We start from the raw sequence: 17,060 nt of genomic DNA on the forward strand, positions 1-17,060 counted from the left end.
AGGGGAGATTTATTTTCACAGAAAAAGTGCCAATCACGAATTCTGACCTTCCTTTTCCAACTCTTCCATTTCTTTGTGTGTGCAGGAAGCCGTTTGCTATCCATTCTGATCTACAAGTGGAATCAAGCTGTGTCAGCCCTTTTTCTTTCGGAACTTTATCCGCATCGACACTTTCAATTTGGTCTATCTTTGTGCTGTTTTTCATGTTTGTATCTTCAAGTGTTTCAGCATCTCTTATTGCATTTTGTTTTAAGTTCATTGCCAGTACTGTTTCCCCGGCAGAAAGCAGGGTTCCTGAAATGAGATTTATCGTCGATTTTTTCATCTTTGATATAGAGAAATAACTGCAATTCCCCTCCTATGTTTCAATATCTCCAAATTTGGACACACTAACATTAAAACTGCCCATACAAGGGAGGATTTATATGCGGAATGCGATTGTTTTGCTGGCAAAGTTTATTACATGTATTGTCGCCTTTGCTGTGGCGCTCGATTTGTTTTTCGACGCGACCATAACGGATATTCTTTCGTTCAGTCTGCTAGTAACGATTGTCTCCTATGTTGTCGGCGAGTTGATGCTTTTGCCGCGCATAGGCAATTGGAAAGCCGTTGCCGTAGATTTTTTGCTTGTTTATGCAAGCGTCTGGATTTTTGGCAATGTTGTGCTGGACAATTATATGCAGATTGCCTGGGGAAGCATCATTGCCGCCTTCATCATTTTAGTCGCGGAAATTTTTGTGCACCGTTATCTTCTGAACGATGCGGAAAGCAGGGGGAGAAAAGGCGTGCATGCGAATAGGCAAAGCTTTGCATACGGTACGGAAATGGCAGAAGAAGACAATATCCACGATCTCAATCCTAAAAAGAAATAAGCTAAAGCCGGAAACGGAAGCAGAATTTCTTTGCTTTCTGTGACCGGCTTTTTTCGTATTGGAGAATGGGCCCGAAAGATAAGATCGCGCGCAAAGCCTTTGCAAAAAAAAAGGTTCATGCTACACTATTGACGATAATAAAAAAGGCGGAATGGACAATGAAAAACGAAAAAAGCAATGTGGTGCCGTTTCCCCGGCTGAAAGAGCGCCTGCTTGAACGTGGGCTGGAATCCATCAGCCAAAAAGAGTATAAAGAGGCTGCTGCGCTGCTTCGCCAGGCCCGAACCCTTGACCGGGAAGATGCGGATGTCGGAACCGCCTTGATGATCGCCCTTTACCAATCAGGTGATTATGAAGGGGCAAAAGAACAGGGCAGGCAAATGCTGCACGAAGGGATCGGCAATTATTTTGAAGTCATGGATTTATTCCTGATGATTCTTGTGCAGCTCGGCGAACATGAAGAAATTGTACGTACGATCAGCGCCCTCCTTGAAGAAAAAGAGGCGCCTCTTGAGAAGCTGGACCATTATGAAAAGCTGCTGGCGTTTAGCGAAAAGCGGGTGCAGTTGCCCAAACCGGAACTTGATCCGGACCAAAAGGGGCAAAAACTCTTTGAATCGGATGATCTGCAGGAGCAGATTTTGCGGGTGTCCCGGCTTGTACATGAAAACATCCGCCCGTATATTGGGGAAATCCGCGGTTTTATCCGGAATCCGGACGAGCATCCGTTTATCCAGACGCTTCTCATTAACGTGTTAAAAGAACAGGGCATATCCGATACTTTTGAAATTCAAAAACTCAACCGGCACGATACGGTGAATCCCGCAGAACTTCTGCCGATATTTGAAACGCAGCTGTACAATCTTTTAATCACCCGCCTTTCAAGGGATGTCGAACAAAAAAATCCGACGTTGTATGCCCATATTAAGACAATGGTGGACCGGCATTTCTTTTTGCTGTATCCGTTTGAACCCGAGCCGCTTGATACGGGCCTATGGACGGCGGCTTACTACAGTATGGGCCTAAAGATTTACGGGCAGGATGAATGCAACGAAAAAATTGCCATGTATTACTCGGTTAATCCCGAAGAGCTTGCGGATGCCGTCCGCTATCTTGAAAGCCTCGAAGAAATTTCTTTGCCGAATCTGTAGCTCATTATTGAAAGACAAAAAACCTATGTTATAATTAAATGGTTGTATACTGTCTTTTTTCAAACGGAAGTTGGAAAAAAGCAATAGATCAGGAAACCTTTTACATGGCCTGTCTATTTATTATGTTTACATTATTATTTATAGATTGTTGGAGGGAAAGGTATGTCAGCAAAATGGGAAAAAACTGAAAGGAACCAGGGCATCCTTACAGTTGAAGTAGACGCTGCAGCTGTTGATGAAAGCCTGGACAAAGCCTTCAAAAAAATTGTAAAAAGAATCAATGTACCGGGTTTCCGTAAAGGGAAAGTGCCGCGTGCCATTTTTGAAAAACGTTTCGGCGTAGAATCCCTTTATCAGGACGCACTTGATATGCTTGTGCCAGCAGAATATGCAAAAGCTGTCGACGAAACGGGCATTGAACCGGTTGACACACCAAGCATTGACATCGAACAAATGGAAAAAGGAAAATCTCTCATTTTCAAAGCTACCGTTACTGTCAAACCGGAAGTGAAACTCGGCGAATATAAAGGCTTGGAAGTGGAAAAACCGGATACGGAAGTAACAGATGAAGACGTGGAAAACGAACTGAAAAAAATGCAGGAACGCCTTGCTGAACTTGTTGTCAAAGAAGACGGCGAATTGGAAATGGGCGATACGGTTGTCATCGACTTTGAAGGCTTTGTTGATGGCGAAGCATTTGAAGGCGGCTCTGCCGAAAATTATTCGCTTGAGCTCGGTTCCGGCAGCTTTATCCCTGGCTTTGAAGAGCAGTTGGTCGGCGCAAAGACAGGAGATGAAAAAGAAATCAATGTTACATTCCCTGAAGAATACCATGCGGCCGAACTTGCCGGGAAACCTGCAACTTTCAAAGTAAAAGTCCATGAAATTAAGGCAAAACACCTGCCTGAACTGAATGACGAGTTCGCGCAGGATGCCGACGATGAAGTGGAAACTTTGGATGCATTGAAAGAAAAGATCAAAAAAGACCTGAAGGAATCGAAAGAACATGCGGCGAAACATGCGGTGGAAGACGCGGTTGTAGAAAAAGCCGCCGAAAATGCGGAAATGGATATTCCTGAGGCAATGATCGAAACTGAAGTAAACCGTATGCTGCAGGAGTTTGAACAAAACTTGGCTGCACAGGGTTTGAATTTACAGCTTTATTACCAATTCTCCGGTCAGGACGAAGCAGCGCTGCGCGGGCAGATGAAAGAAGATGCCGAAAAACGAGTGCGCTACAATTTAACACTTGAAGCAATCGCCAATGCGGAAAACCTCGAGGCGTCCGACGAAGAAGTGGAAGAAGAATTGAAACGCATGTCCGAAATGTACGGCATGTCCGTTGAAGACATCAAACGCGCCCTTGGTTCTGTGGAAGGCATCAAAGCCGATCTGAAAGCGCGCAAAGCGATCGATTTTCTTGTACAAAACAGCAAAACTGTTGCATAATATAATATAGAAATGCAAGGCACGACGCAGGTTCGTGTCTTGTTTTCTAAACTTTGGGCAGGTCGCAGCCAAAAATCATACATAGAGAAGAATATTCATCAGGTTTTGGGGAAAATCTGGAGTAGGTAGGATTTTTACATAAGTATGAAAATGAGATAAGCAGTTTATTTCCTGCCGTCATGGTTTTGTGTTACAATCCTTATACATATTGATTGTGTGGGGTTAGCGTTATGGTGAGCGGGAGCATGAAGCGGAGCCCGTTATTCCGCGGGTGCTGTCAATTCATTTAGTTAAAACTAAGGGGTGAATGGAATGTTTAAATTCAGCGATGAAAAGCAGCAGTTAAAATGTTCTTTCTGTGGGAAATCGCAGGACCAAGTGCGCAAATTAGTCGCTGGTCCTGGCGTCTATATATGTGATGAGTGCATCGAGCTGTGCACGGAAATTGTCGAAGAGGAATTTGGTACGGAAGAAGAAGTTGAGTTCAAAGACATACCGAAACCGCAAGAAATCCGCGAAATTTTGGCGGAGTATGTCATCGGCCAGGAAGATGCGAAAAAAGCACTTGCCGTTGCCGTTTACAACCATTACAAACGGATCAATTCCAACAGTAAGATTGATGAAGTGGAACTGGCAAAAAGCAATATCTGCCTAATAGGGCCGACCGGAAGCGGAAAAACATTGCTTGCGCAAACGCTGGCACGGATTTTGAATGTCCCGTTTGCGATCGCTGATGCCACATCATTGACGGAAGCCGGCTATGTCGGGGAAGATGTGGAAAATATCTTGTTGAAACTGATCCAAGCAGCCGATTATGATGTGGAAAAAGCTGAGAAGGGCATTATCTACATTGATGAAATCGATAAAATCGCCCGCAAATCGGAAAATCCGTCGATTACGCGTGATGTTTCCGGTGAAGGCGTGCAGCAGGCGCTGCTCAAAATTCTTGAAGGCACTGTGGCAAGCGTGCCGCCTCAAGGAGGGCGCAAACACCCGCACCAGGAATTTATCCAAATTGATACAACCAATATCCTTTTCATTTGCGGCGGTGCGTTTGACGGAATCGACCAAATCATTAAACGCCGCCTTGGGAAAAAAGTAATCGGCTTCGGCACCGACTTGGAGCATGATGACTTGGATGAAAAAACGCTTTTGAAACACGTGCTGCCGGAAGACCTGCTCCAATTCGGGCTGATTCCGGAGTTTATCGGCCGCCTTCCTGTCATTGCAACTTTGGAACAATTGGACGAAGAAGCGTTGATCCGGATTTTGACCGAGCCGAAAAACGCATTGGTCAAGCAGTATAAAAAAATGCTCGAACTCGACCATGTGGAACTCGAGTTTGAACAGGATGCGCTCAAAGAAATCGCAAAAAAGGCAATCGAAAGGAAAACGGGCGCGCGCGGCCTGCGTTCCATTATCGAAGGCATCATGCTCGATGTGATGTTTGACCTGCCGTCCCGCGAAGATATTGTAAAATGCGTTGTCACAAAAGAATCCGTCTTAAATAAAGAGTTCCCGAGACTCATCATGAAAGACGGCACCGTGGTTGAAGGCAGCGACCAAACAAAGTCGGCTTAAATCCGAAAAGCGGAGACGGTGCTTGTTGGCGCACGGACTTTGAGGACCCCGAACGGGATAAAGGAAACACGATGAGCGGATGCCGCTTATCGGGGAAGAGGCCAAAAAGTTCGCTGGCAGATTGGACGCCCAGCTGGACAAGCTGGATAGCGTAGATGCAATGGACATTCGGCCAAATTCGAATTTTAAAAATGGGGGCAGCAATTTGCTTGCCTCTTTTTTTCTTCCTGTAAGTTCCCAATTTTTCAAAGCCACGTTTATTCCCTCCAGAGGCCGGGGATACTACAAGTATGGAAAATGGGCCGAATGACGGCTTTCGGCTGAAACGCTTGGAGGGAACAGGATGAGTTGGACCGGGATTGCTTTGCTGATCCAATTATTTTTTGGGGTGATTATCGGGTTATATTTTTTGAACTTGTTAAAAGGCCAAAAGACACAAAAAATTACAATTGACCGTGAGTCTAAAAAAGAGATGGAACAATTGCGGAAGTTAAGGGGAATTTCCCTGTCGGAGCCGCTGTCTGAACGCGTGCGCCCGACGCAGTTCAGCGATATTGTGGGCCAGGAAGACGGTATAAAAGCGCTTCGGGCTGCGCTTTGCGGGCCGAATCCGCAACATGTCATCATCTACGGGCCGCCCGGCGTCGGAAAAACGGCGGCAGCGCGTCTCGTTTTGGAAGAAGCGAAAAAAAACCCGAAATCCCCTTTTAAAAAAGATTCTGTTTTTGTCGAACTCGACGCGACAACGGCCCGCTTTGACGAAAGGGGAATTGCGGACCCGTTAATCGGTTCCGTCCATGACCCGATTTATCAGGGGGCTGGCGCCATGGGCCAGGCAGGCATCCCGCAGCCGAAACAGGGGGCGGTCACCCATGCGCATGGTGGTGTTTTATTTATTGATGAAATCGGGGAATTGCACCCGATCCAAATGAATAAATTATTGAAAGTATTGGAAGACAGGAAAGTTTATCTGGAAAGCGCGTATTACAGCTCTGAAAACCGTGATATTCCAAACCATATCCATGATATTTTCCAAAACGGGCTTCCTGCTGATTTCCGCCTGATCGGGGCAACGACAAGAACACCGAACGAAATCCCGCCTGCTATCCGTTCGCGCTGCATGGAAGTGTTTTTCCGCGAACTTGGCCGGGATGAAATCGCTCAAGTTGCCAAAAAAGCAGCCGATAAAATGAATATATCCATCAGCGAGTACGGCTTGGACATATTATCTCAATATGCCCGGAACGGAAGAGAAGCCGTCAACATGGTGCAAATTGCCGTCGGGCTTTCCATCCAGGCGGAACGGGACTTTATTCTGGACGAAGATTTGGAATGGGTGATCCGCTCCAGCCAGTTGTCGCCCCGCTATGAAAAAACGGTAGCCGACAAGCCGACAGTCGGGCTCGTAAACGGGCTGGCAGTGTCCGGGCCGAACACCGGCATGCTTTTGGAGATTGAAGTGGCGGCGATTCCGGCAAAGGAAAAAGGGACCATTAACATTACCGGGATTGTGGAAGAAGAAAGCATCGGCGGCGAGGGGAAGTCTGTACGCAGAAAAAGCATGGCAAGAGGTTCGGTTGAAAATGTTATTACCGTATTAAGGATGATGGGCGTTCCGGCCGACCAGTATGATATCCATGTCAATTTTCCGGGCGGCATTCCGGTTGACGGCCCTTCCGCCGGGATCGCGATGGCTTGCGGCATTTATTCCGCTATTTATAAAATTCCTGCCGACCATACAGTTGCCATGACGGGGGAAATCAGTATCCACGGCCATGTCAAACCGGTTGACGGCATTTTTGCGAAAGTGAAAGCGGCAAAACAGGCCGGGGCCAAAACCGTGATCATCCCTGCCGAAAACATGCAGGCATCCTTAAAGGAAATTGGCGGGATTTCCGTTGTTCCCGTTCATCAACTGGAAGAAGTACTGGGTATCGCGCTTATCAAACATTTTAATGACAACGCTCTGATAGGGGGATAAAAGGACCGGCCCCCCTGCAGAAAAAAGATAGGGGTGCTTTTATGAAAACACAATCCGAATACACGGTTCCTTTGCTTCCTTTAAGGGGCATACTGGTGTATCCGTCGATGGTTTTGCATTTGGACGTCGGAAGGGACTACTCTGTCCAGGCTCTCGAAAAAGCCATGATGAACAGCAGTGAAATTTTCATGACGACCCAAAAAGATGTTTCCATCGAAGAACCGAAGCAGGAAGACCTGTATCAAGTCGGAACGCTTACAAAAGTAAACCAAATGATGAAACTGCAGAACGGGACGATCCGTGTGCTTGTCGAAGGCATGCGACGCGCGAAGATTGTAAAGTTCCAAGATACCGGAACCTATTATTCCGTCTTTATTGAGACGTTTGATAAAAATTTTGAGCCTGACGCGGAAACGGAAGCGCTCATGCGGACGATGCTCGATCTTTTCAGCCAATATATTAACCAATCGAAAAAAATTTCGAACGAGACGTTCGCAACTGTTTCGGATATGGAAGATGGGGGCAAGGCCGCCGATATCATCGCTTCCCACCTGCCGCTCCGCCTCCCGCAAAAACAGGAAATTCTTGAAACCATTGATGTAAAACAAAGAATGCGGAAATTGATCGAGCTGATTAAAAATGAGCAGGAAATTCTGAGCCTTGAAAGAGCGATCAGCAAGCAGGTAAAAAAATCAATGGAAAGAACACAAAAAGAATATTACTTGCGCGAACAAATGAAAGCCATCCAAAAAGAACTGGGCGATAAGGAAGGTAAAACGGCGGAAGTGCATGAACTGCGCGAGAAAATATTAAATGCCAATATGCCCGAGCATGTGGCAAATATGGCTTTTAAAGAACTGGATCGTTACGAAAAAATATCGGCAACTTCTTCTGAAAGCGGAGTGATCCGCAATTATCTGGATTGGCTTATTTCCCTGCCATGGTCGAATGCCACGGTCGATGACCTTGATATAGCCAAGGCCGAGAAAATTTTGAATGAAGACCATTACGGCCTCGAAAAAGTGAAGGAACGCGTTTTGGAATATTTGGCGGTGCAGCAGATCACCCAGTCTATGAAAGGGCCGATCCTTTGTCTTGCAGGGCCTCCGGGGGTCGGGAAAACAAGCCTTGCGCGGTCGATTGCGAAGTCTTTAGGCCGGAAATTTGTCCGTGTTTCGCTCGGCGGCGTGAAGGATGAGTCGGAAATCCGCGGCCACCGCAGGACATATGTTGGCGCGATGCCGGGGCGGATGATCCAGGGGATGAAAAAAGCCGGCACCATCAATCCGGTTTTTTTGCTGGATGAAATCGATAAAATGTCCAGCGACTTCCGCGGCGACCCGTCGTCAGCATTGCTGGAGGTGCTCGACCCGGAGCAGAACCATTCATTCAGCGACCATTATATTGAAGAACCATATGATTTATCCAAAGTAATGTTTATCGCCACTGCCAATGATTTATCTACGATCCCGGGGCCGTTGCGCGACCGGATGGAAATCATTTCAATTTCGGGCTATACGGAAATGGAAAAAATCGAAATCGCGAAAAACCATCTGCTGCCGAAACAAATTAAGGAAAACGGCCTGAACCGCAACCAGTTGCGTGTAAATGCGGATGCGCTCCAGCTGATTGTGCGCCGCTATACACGCGAGGCGGGGGTCCGCAGTCTTGAACGGAAACTTGCGGCAATATGCAGGAAAACGGCGAAAATGATCGTGTCCGGCAAAAGAAAACGGGTGACGGTCACGGCCAAAAATTTGGAAGACTTCCTCGGCAAACCGATTTTCCATTATGGGCAGGCGGAAATGGAAGACCAGATCGGTGTGGCAACCGGGCTTGCGTACACAGCGGCTGGCGGGGATACGCTGCAGATCGAAGTTTCGCTTTCCCCGGGGAAAGGAAAGCTTATGCTGACCGGAAAACTCGGGGATGTCATGAAAGAATCGGCCCAGACTGCCTTCAGCTTTGTGCGTTCAAAAGCGGAGGAGCTCGGGCTTCCGGACGATTTCCATGAAAAATACGATATCCATATTCATGTCCCGGAAGGCGCAGTGCCGAAGGACGGGCCATCAGCCGGCATTACGATCGCGACAGCGCTGATTTCTGCGCTCACGAAACATGCCGTCCATAAAGAAGTCGGGATGACCGGGGAAATTACGCTGCGCGGACGGGTTTTGCCGATCGGCGGCCTGAAAGAAAAATCGCTCGGCGCGCACAGGGCGGGGCTGAAAAAAATTATTATCCCGAAAGAAAACGAAAAAGATTTGGATGACATTCCGGAAAGCGTGCGCGGGGAATTGGCGTTTTATCCCGTCACGCATATGGATGAAGTGATCAAAATCGCCATAGTGGGTGAGGAACAATGAAAGTAAACGAGGCAGAACTTGTCATCAGCGCGGTGCGGCAGGAACAGTATCCGGATGGACATTTGCCGGAATTCGCGCTTGCGGGCCGGTCAAATGTGGGAAAATCTTCTTTTATCAATAAAATGATCAACCGTAAAGCATTGGCCCGCACATCTTCAAAGCCGGGGAAGACGCAGACGCTCAATTTTTATAAAATCGAAAACAGCTTATATTTTGTTGATGTTCCGGGTTATGGATTTGCTAAAGTTTCGAAAAAAGAGCGGGAAAAATGGGGAAATATGATCGAAACGTATATCACGACAAGAAAGCAGCTCAAAGCGGTCATTTTAATTGTCGACCTCAGGCATCCCCCGACGAAAGCCGACCGCATGATGTACGATTTTTTAAAATATTACAAGGTGCCTTGCCTTGTTGTTGCGACGAAAGCCGATAAAATCCCGAAAGGAAAATGGGCAAGCCACTTAAAAACGGCCAGGGAAACATTGGAAATGGAAAAAGAGGACGAAATCATTTTATTTTCATCCGAAACAGGGGAAGGCAAAGACAAAGTCTGGGCTTCCTTAATGAAAAGAATGGACCGGCCCGAATAAAAGCCCGGCTCCGGATTTTTCCGGGCCGGGCTTTTTACACCATCCGCTGCATATATTTTTGTATAGGCTAGCGCCTGCCTCTTTTTTTCACAAACAAAAGGTAAATGCCGATCACAACAAGCACGGCGGGCCAAAAATTAACAAGCGAGGAAACATTGTTTTCCACTAGCCCGAACCAGCCCATCACTTTATTGGAAAACAACAGCACGATGGAAAGGGTAAGAAACAGCAGCCCGTAAAAAATGCCGTCGCCGGTTTTTTGGGAGCGCAGCAAAAAGCCGAGGGCGATTACCAAAATAAAGACGCCGATATTGTCCGGCCAGATGGAGATTTTTCCGGCCAGATGGAATTGGAGGCCGAACCCGACCAAAATGACGCCCGGCAAAATCGATTCGCCGTCACGGCCCCAGTACCCTTCGCCCAAAAAGGCAAGCCCGACAATGATCAGCAAAGTCGGCCATGTAAAAAAATCTTTCAATCCGCTAATATCAAAGCGTTGCAAATAAAAATACAAACCAAATCCGATCAAAATAATGGCGGGAAAAATTTTACGGCTCTTCAATGGACCACACTTCTTTCCTTAAATCTAGTTGCTTGATATCAAGGCTTATTTCTGATAATTTTACAAGTGGGCAGACGTTTTTCCTATGTAAAAAGGGAAAAAATCGTGTTTATCTTTTCTAATGATACCATAGACCGAACGTGAATCCTATGCATTTCGCTAGAATGAAATTGGGGGTGCCTAAGGGTAGAAATGAGAATACTTACAGTCGGCTTAAATTATAAATCAGCGCCTGTAGAAATCCGCGAACGCCTCTCTTTCTATGAAGCGGATCTGGCGGAGGCCATGCTCGCGCTGCAGAAGAAGAAAAGCATCTTGGAAAATGTCATCGTTTCAACCTGCAACCGTACGGAAATATACGCAGTAGCAGACCAGGCGCATACCGGCCGTTATTATATAAAAGATTTTCTTTCACAATGGTTCCAAATAGAAAAAGAAGAATTTGCACCTTATTTGTTTGTTTACGAAGACAATGAAGCCATCGAACATTTGTGCAAAGTGATCTGCGGGCTTGATTCGATGGTGCTCGGCGAAACGCAGATCCTCGGGCAGGTAAGGGACAGCTTTCTACTTGCTCAGCAGTCGAAAACAACGGGGACGATCTTTAACCGTTTATTTAAAGATGCGGTAACACTTGCAAAAAAAGCGCACACCGAAACCGAAATTGCTTCCAATGCCGTTTCGGTGAGCTATGCGGCTGTGGAGCTCGCAAAAAAAATTTTTGGCAGCATGTCCGATAAGCAGGTTTTGATCATCGGCGCAGGAAAAATGGGTGAACTTGCCGCTGAAAACATCCTTGGGAGCGGCGCAACCAATATTACGGTTATCAACCGCACGTACGAAAAAGCGGAAAAACTTGCCCAACGTTTCCACGGCAAAGCGTTTGGATTGTCCGCCCTCGATACGGAGCTTGTCTCTGCTGATATAGTCATTACGTCCACTTCGGCAAAAGATTATGTTCTTACCGCAGAAATGCTGAGAAGTGCGGAAATGAAACGGAACGGCCGCCCGCTCCTTTTGGTTGATATTGCCGTGCCGCGCGATATTGACCCGCAGGCAGGCCGGCTTGAATCGGTCTTTCTGTACGACATCGACGATTTGGAAGGCATTGTCGAGGCGAACTTAAAAGAACGGGAAAAAGCCGCCCGGCAGATTATGGGCATGATCTCAGATACTGTTGTAGCCTTTAATGAATGGGTGAATATGCTGGGTGTCGTGCCAATTATAACAGCGCTCCGCGAAAAAGCGCTCACCATCCAGGCGGAAACGATGAAAAGCATTGAACGGAAACTGCCGGATTTATCGGAGCGCGAACGGAAGTTGATCAGCAAACATACGAAGAGCATCATTAACCAAATGCTGAAAGACCCGATCCTGCAGGCGAAAGAAATGGCGGGTGGGCCTGATGCGGCACGGAACCTCGAACTGTTCAAAAAAATCTTTAACCTGGAAGAAAAGGAAACAGCGGATGCTTCGCCCGAAAAACCAATGCAGCAAGCTTTCCGCCCTTCCTTTTCTAATTAACCGGAGCAGCCTGCAATGTATGCCGTTTGGATGGCAAGGCTGCATGAAGGTATGATTCTGCTCTATGCAGCCAGCATTTTATTATATTTTTTGGATTTTCTCCATCAAAACCGGAAGGCCAATCACATCGCCTTCCGCTTCCTTTCGATTGTCTGGGCACTGCAAACCGTCTTTTTATGGTTGTACGTGGCCCACACCGGCCGGTTTCCGGTGTTGACATTGTCGGAAGGGCTTTATTTTTATGCATGGGTGCTGTTATCACTGTCACTGGCCTTGAACCGCCTGCTTCGCATCGATTTTACAGTATTTTTTACGAACGTGATCGGATTTTTTGTCATGACGGTCCATGCCTTTGCTCCTGAACAGGTGGCGTCGGGCACGGGGGAGAGGATGGTGTCGGAGCTTTTGTTGATGCATATTACGATGGCCATTATCTCCTATGTGCTTTTTTCCTTATCTTTTGTTTTTTCCGTGTTGTATTTATTACAATATAAGTGGCTGAAAGAAAAAAAGTGGGGGCACCGTTTATGGCGGCTGCAGGATCTTCCGAAACTGGAGAAACTGGCGAAAATGATGAATGCAATCGCGGTGCCGATGCTTTTGCTCGGGCTAATATTAGGGCTGCAATGGGCTTATTTAAAACTCCCGGGCATCCATTGGTTTGATCCGAAAATTGTCGGTTCATTTGCCGTACTGATCGTTTACAGTATTCTTTTGTACGCCGGGGAAAGCCGCCGCATTTTCGGGAAAAAGCTCGCTTACTGGAATACTGCGGCTTTTTTGATCGTATTGATTAACTTTTTCCTCATCACGGGATTATCGGATTTTCATTTGTATTTTTAGGAGGCATCGCTGGATGAGAACAATTGTGGTAGGGTCACGCCGGAGTAAGCTTGCCCTGACGCAGACAAAATGGGTGGTGGCGCAGCTTGAGCGGCTCGGGCTCCCTTTCCGCTTCGAAATCAGAGAAATCGTGACAAAAGGCGATAAAGTGCTTGATGTCACGCTATCGAAAGTCGGTGGAAAGGGCCTTTTTGTCAAAGAAATTGAAGAAGCCATGCTGAAAAAAGAAATTGATATGGCTGTACATAGCATGAAAGATGTGCCGGCTGTGCTGCCGGACGGGCTTGTGGTCGGCTGTATACCGGAGCGCGAAGATTACCGGGACGCTTTTGTTTCAAAAAATGGTGTAAAATTTGCTGATCTGCCCAAAGGTGCGAAAGTGGGGACAAGCAGCCTGCGCCGCGGCGCCCAGCTGCTTGCTGCAAGAAACGACATTGAAATCAAATGGATCCGCGGCAACATCGACACAAGGCTTGAAAAATTAAAAAACGGAGATTATGATGCGATTATTCTTGCCGCAGCAGGCTTAAAACGGATGGGCTGGAGCAGTGATGTTGTCACTGAATTCCTTGAGCCGGAAACTTGCCTGCCTGCAATCGGGCAGGGGGCTTTGGCGGTGGAGTGCCGCGCCGATGACAAAGAGCTGCTTGATGCGCTGGCAAAATTGAACAGCGAAGAGACGGAAGAAACGGTTCGGGCCGAGCGTGTATTCCTTGATAAGATGGAAGGCGGATGCCAAGTGCCGATTGCGGGGCTGGCCAAGAAAACGGAAGGCGGCATTTCCCTTACTGCACTTGTTGCGTCCCCTGACGGAAAAACAGTTTACAAAGAGACTGTCACGGCCGGCGACCCGGTTACAGCCGGGGAGCAGGCGGCGGAAATTTTAAGCAGGCGGGGTGCAAAGGCATTAATTGAGCGTGTGAAAACGGAGCTTGAAGAATCATGAACACGAACGGCCCTTTGAGCGGAAAAAGGATTCTCATTACAAGGGGCGGAAAAGAAGGCGAAAGGCTGGCTGCACAAATTGAAGCGCTCGGGGGAAAAGCCTTTGTCGTCCCGATGATCGCTTTCCGCGCTTACGAAGACCCGAATGCGCACGAATATTTAAAGAAGCTGCCGGAATACGACTGGGCGGTGTTTACGAGCAAAAACGGCGTCCAATACTTTTTGGAGCAATGCAGCAAATCCGGCATTTCATGTGACCGCCTGTACATAAACTGGGCGGCTGTCGGGAAAAAGACAGCCGCTTATATGGACAAATGCGGATTGAAAGCATCTTTTACACCTTCAAAGTATACTGCGAAAGACTTTGCTGCCGCGTTTTTAAGCAGCGGGCATTCCTTAAAGCGCGTGCTGCTCCCAAAAGGAAATTTGGCAAGTTCCGAAATTGCAGATTCGCTCAAGAAAAGCGGTATAATAGTAGATGAATGGATCGTTTACGAGACTTATCTGCCGCCGGAAAGCAGGGAGAAGCTTCTTGAGGTGCTGAAGTGGGAAAATATTGATTTTGCGCTTTTTGCAAGCCCGTCCGCTTTCCGCCATTTTAAAGCGGTGATTGATGCTTCAGGCATTGACCACGCTGCCCAAAGGATCAAAATGGCTGCGATCGGGCCCGTGACGAAAAGCGCGGTCGAAGAAGCTGGTTTTACGGTGCAGGTCAGCCCGGATGAATATACGATGCCGGCGATGCTTTCTGCATTATGCCAATATGTTACGAGAGTTTAGGAGGAAAAAACATGTCAGATTTACAATTTGCACGCCACCGGAGGCTTCGCCAAAGTGCAAATATGCGGGCAATGGTGCGCGAAACAAATATTACGGTAAATGATTTGATTTATCCGATTTTTGCGGTGGAAGGCGAAAATATTAAAAATGAAATTTCATCGATGCCGGGCGCGTACCATTGGTCATTGGACCGCCTGCACGAAGTCATGGATGAAGTCGTGTCCCTCGGCATTAAGTCCGTTATTTTGTTCGGTGTTCCGGCTCATAAAGATGCTACCGGTTCGGAAGCTTACCATGACCACGGGATCGTCCAGGAAGCCATCCGTTTGATTAAGAAAAATTATCCGGATATCATTGTCATCGCAGATACATGTCTGTGCGAATACACTGACCACGGCCACTGCGGGGTCGTCGAAGGCGGAAAAATTTTAAACGATCCGAGCCTTGACCTCTTGGCAAAAACGGCGGTCAGCCAGGCAAAAGCCGGAGCCGATATCATCGCGCCGTCCAATATGATGGACGGGTTTGTCGCCGCGATCCGAAAAGGCCTGGATGAAGCAGGATATGAAGATGTGCCGATCATGAGCTATGCAGTCAAATATGCTTCCGCTTTTTACGGGCCGTTCCGTGAAGCTGCAGACAGCGCGCCTGCATTCGGGGACCGGAAAACGTACCAGATGGACCCGGCCAACCGCCTCGAAGCATTGCGCGAAGCCCAGTCCGATGTGGAAGAAGGCGCAGATTTCCTGATCGTGAAGCCGACCCTCTCCTATCTGGACATTGTCCGCGATGTCCGCAATGAATTCCGCCTGCCGGTCGTCGGGTATAATGTCAGCGGGGAATATTCCATGGTGAAAGGCGCTGCGCTGAACGGATGGATTGACGAAAAAGCGGTCGTCCTGGAAATGATCACAAGCATGAAACGTGCCGGCTGCGATCTCATTATTACTTATTTTGCATTGGACATTGCCCGCTGGCTGGCGGAATAAGCCGAATGATTGGAGGTTAAAGCATGCGCTCTTATGAAAAATCAATCGAAGCATATAAAGAAGCGGTCACATTGATGCCGGGCGGGGTCAATAGCCCTGTGCGCGCATTTAAAGCGGTTGGCATGAACCCGATTTTTATGGACTATGGCAAGGGCTCGAAAATTTACGATATTGACGGAAACGAATATATCGATTACGTTTTGTCGTGGGGGCCGCTCATCCTTGGCCATGCAAATGACCGGGTTGTGGATGCATTGAAAAAAACGGCTGAAAAAGGGACGAGTTTCGGTACGCCAACCCTGATGGAAAATAAGCTGGCAGCGCTTGTGAAGGAACGCGTGCCGTCTATTGAAATCGTCCGCATGGTGTCATCCGGTACGGAAGCGACGATGAGTGCGCTGCGTCTGGCAAGGGGATATACGGGGCGCAATAAAATTTTAAAATTCGAGGGCAGTTACCACGGCCACGGCGACTCGCTTTTGATCAAAGCGGGATCGGGTGTTGCGACATTGGGTCTGCCGGACAGCCCGGGCGTCCCGCTCGGCATCGCGCAAAATACGATTGCGGTCGCCTATAACGACCTGGAAGCTGTTCGGGCGGCATTCGAACAATACGGCGAAGACATCGCATGCGTCATTGTCGAGCCGGTTGCCGGCAATATGGGCGTTGTTCCGCCGAAAAAGGGCTTTTTGAAAGGTCTGCGTGAAGTAACAAAGGAATACGGCGCCCTTTTGATTTTTGATGAAGTGATGACCGGCTTCCGTGTGGATTACAACTGCGCGCAAGGGTATTTTGATGTCACGCCAGATTTGACATGCCTTGGAAAAGTCATCGGCGGCGGTCTCCCGGTCGGTGCGTTCGGCGGCAGGGCGGACATTATGGAAAAAATCGCCCCGACAGGTCCTGTTTACCAGGCTGGAACGCTTTCCGGGAACCCGCTTGCGATGACGGCGGGCTATGAAACATTGCGGCAATTGACGCCTGAAACCTATAAGGAATTCATCCGCAAGGCGGACCGGCTTGAAGCGGGTTTCCATGAGGCTGCATTGAAATATGAAATTCCGCATACATTCAATCGTGCAGGTTCCATGATCGGCGTCTTTTTTACAAATGAAGAAGTGTATAACTTTGAAACGGCAAGAACATCAGATCTTGATTTGTTTGCAAAATATTACCGCGGCATGGCAGAAAACGGCGTCTTTTTGCCGCCTTCCCAGTTTGAAGGGATCTTCCTTTCCGCGGCGCATTCGGATGAAGACATCGACCGCACTATTGAAGCGGTGGAAAAAACATTTAAGGCGATCCGCGGGTAGATCTCCGTTTCCAGAAACCGGCAAATCCAAAGTCTTGGATTTGCCGGTTTTTTTACAATCATAATTTTCCTTTTTCTTTCATACAGTGTAAATGACATATTGCAAGACGGTTAT

14 protein-coding genes and 1 pseudogene are annotated in these 17,060 nt (G+C 47.7%); 13 read left to right on the plus strand and 2 right to left on the minus strand.

Annotation, left to right across the window (positions count from 1 at the left end):
• A pseudogene (locus GBH70_RS00785) lies at nt 1-259 on the minus strand (hypothetical protein); the annotation flags it as partial.
• 166 nt (nt 260-425) lie between these two features.
• Between GBH70_RS00785 and GBH70_RS00790 the strand changes: the two are divergent.
• From GBH70_RS00790 to yihA, 7 genes are all read left to right on the plus strand, one after another.
• Complete coding sequence (locus GBH70_RS00790) at nt 426-872, plus strand: YndM family protein (protein ID WP_151679241.1); 447 nt, start codon at nt 426-428, stop codon at nt 870-872.
• A gap of 158 nt (nt 873-1,030) precedes the next feature.
• Nucleotides 1,031-2,023: a tetratricopeptide repeat protein gene (locus GBH70_RS00795; protein WP_151679242.1), complete on the plus strand. Its 993-nt coding sequence runs from the start codon at nt 1,031-1,033 to the stop codon at nt 2,021-2,023.
• A gap of 162 nt (nt 2,024-2,185) precedes the next feature.
• Nucleotides 2,186-3,472 (plus strand): trigger factor, encoded by a 1,287-nt coding sequence (gene tig, locus GBH70_RS00800; RefSeq protein WP_151679243.1) that lies wholly within the window; start codon nt 2,186-2,188, stop codon nt 3,470-3,472.
• A gap of 312 nt (nt 3,473-3,784) precedes the next feature.
• Nucleotides 3,785-5,053 (plus strand): ATP-dependent protease ATP-binding subunit ClpX, encoded by a 1,269-nt coding sequence (clpX, locus tag GBH70_RS00805; RefSeq protein WP_151679244.1) that lies wholly within the window; start codon nt 3,785-3,787, stop codon nt 5,051-5,053.
• 343 nt (nt 5,054-5,396) lie between these two features.
• Nucleotides 5,397-7,034: an ATP-dependent protease LonB gene (lonB, locus tag GBH70_RS00810; protein ID WP_151679245.1), complete on the plus strand. Its 1,638-nt coding sequence runs from the start codon at nt 5,397-5,399 to the stop codon at nt 7,032-7,034.
• A 41-nt stretch (nt 7,035-7,075) separates the two neighbouring features.
• Complete coding sequence (gene lon / locus GBH70_RS00815) at nt 7,076-9,400, plus strand: endopeptidase La (protein WP_151679246.1); 2,325 nt, start codon at nt 7,076-7,078, stop codon at nt 9,398-9,400.
• Complete coding sequence (yihA, locus tag GBH70_RS00820; RefSeq protein WP_151679247.1) at nt 9,397-9,990, plus strand: ribosome biogenesis GTP-binding protein YihA/YsxC; 594 nt, start codon at nt 9,397-9,399, stop codon at nt 9,988-9,990. Before lon ends, yihA begins: the two co-directional genes overlap by 4 nt.
• Nucleotides 9,991-10,057: 67 nt before the next feature.
• Here yihA and GBH70_RS00825 read toward each other — a convergent pair whose 3' ends face one another.
• Complete coding sequence (locus GBH70_RS00825) at nt 10,058-10,552, minus strand: LiaI-LiaF-like domain-containing protein (protein ID WP_151679248.1); 495 nt, start codon at nt 10,550-10,552, stop codon at nt 10,058-10,060.
• Nucleotides 10,553-10,744: 192 nt separating this feature from the next.
• On the opposite strand from GBH70_RS00825, the gene hemA reads away from it, so the two are divergent.
• The 6 genes from hemA to hemL are packed head-to-tail and all read left to right on the plus strand — an operon-like array spanning nt 10,745 to nt 16,946.
• Complete coding sequence (gene hemA / locus GBH70_RS00830; protein ID WP_151679249.1) at nt 10,745-12,076, plus strand: glutamyl-tRNA reductase; 1,332 nt, start codon at nt 10,745-10,747, stop codon at nt 12,074-12,076.
• Between the two features lie 15 nt (nt 12,077-12,091).
• Nucleotides 12,092-12,919, plus strand: coding sequence for a cytochrome c biogenesis protein (locus GBH70_RS00835; protein WP_151679250.1), 828 nt, complete (start codon nt 12,092-12,094; stop codon nt 12,917-12,919).
• A 13-nt stretch (nt 12,920-12,932) separates the two neighbouring features.
• Nucleotides 12,933-13,865 (plus strand): hydroxymethylbilane synthase, encoded by a 933-nt coding sequence (gene hemC, locus GBH70_RS00840; protein WP_151679251.1) that lies wholly within the window; start codon nt 12,933-12,935, stop codon nt 13,863-13,865.
• The gene (locus GBH70_RS00845) at nt 13,862-14,644 is read left to right on the plus strand and encodes a uroporphyrinogen-III synthase (protein WP_151679252.1); all 783 of its coding nucleotides are present in this window, start codon (nt 13,862-13,864) and stop codon (nt 14,642-14,644) included. Before hemC ends, GBH70_RS00845 begins: the two co-directional genes overlap by 4 nt.
• Before the next feature lie 11 nt (nt 14,645-14,655).
• Nucleotides 14,656-15,633 carry a porphobilinogen synthase gene (gene hemB / locus GBH70_RS00850; protein ID WP_151679253.1) on the plus strand — a complete coding sequence of 326 codons (978 nt, stop codon included), beginning with the start codon at nt 14,656-14,658 and terminating at the stop codon, nt 15,631-15,633.
• 23 nt (nt 15,634-15,656) lie between these two features.
• Nucleotides 15,657-16,946 (plus strand): glutamate-1-semialdehyde 2,1-aminomutase, encoded by a 1,290-nt coding sequence (gene hemL / locus GBH70_RS00855; protein WP_151679254.1) that lies wholly within the window; start codon nt 15,657-15,659, stop codon nt 16,944-16,946.
• The last annotated feature ends 114 nt before the right edge of the window (nt 16,947-17,060 follow it).

This window comes from Weizmannia acidilactici (genome assembly GCF_008974225.1).
Taxonomy (GTDB): domain Bacteria; phylum Bacillota; class Bacilli; order Bacillales; family Bacillaceae_C; genus Weizmannia; species Weizmannia acidilactici.

Bases quoted from the DNA above. Each gene is read 5' to 3' on its own strand.
- lonB (WP_151679245.1), top strand. From the start codon at position 5,397: ATGAGTTGGACCGGGATTGCTTTGCTGATCCAATTATTTTTTGGGGTG.
- GBH70_RS00845 (WP_151679252.1), top strand. From the start codon at position 13,862: ATGAACACGAACGGCCCTTTGAGCGGAAAAAGGATTCTCATTACAAGG.
- tig (WP_151679243.1), top strand. From the start codon at position 2,186: ATGTCAGCAAAATGGGAAAAAACTGAAAGGAACCAGGGCATCCTTACA.
- hemA (WP_151679249.1), top strand. From the start codon at position 10,745: ATGAGAATACTTACAGTCGGCTTAAATTATAAATCAGCGCCTGTAGAA.
- clpX (WP_151679244.1), top strand. From the start codon at position 3,785: ATGTTTAAATTCAGCGATGAAAAGCAGCAGTTAAAATGTTCTTTCTGT.
- hemB (WP_151679253.1), top strand. From the start codon at position 14,656: ATGTCAGATTTACAATTTGCACGCCACCGGAGGCTTCGCCAAAGTGCA.
- GBH70_RS00795 (WP_151679242.1), top strand. From the start codon at position 1,031: ATGAAAAACGAAAAAAGCAATGTGGTGCCGTTTCCCCGGCTGAAAGAG.
- hemC (WP_151679251.1), top strand. From the start codon at position 12,933: ATGAGAACAATTGTGGTAGGGTCACGCCGGAGTAAGCTTGCCCTGACG.
- GBH70_RS00790 (WP_151679241.1), top strand. From the start codon at position 426: ATGCGGAATGCGATTGTTTTGCTGGCAAAGTTTATTACATGTATTGTC.
- lon (WP_151679246.1), top strand. From the start codon at position 7,076: ATGAAAACACAATCCGAATACACGGTTCCTTTGCTTCCTTTAAGGGGC.
- hemL (WP_151679254.1), top strand. From the start codon at position 15,657: ATGCGCTCTTATGAAAAATCAATCGAAGCATATAAAGAAGCGGTCACA.
- yihA (WP_151679247.1), top strand. From the start codon at position 9,397: ATGAAAGTAAACGAGGCAGAACTTGTCATCAGCGCGGTGCGGCAGGAA.
- GBH70_RS00835 (WP_151679250.1), top strand. From the start codon at position 12,092: ATGTATGCCGTTTGGATGGCAAGGCTGCATGAAGGTATGATTCTGCTC.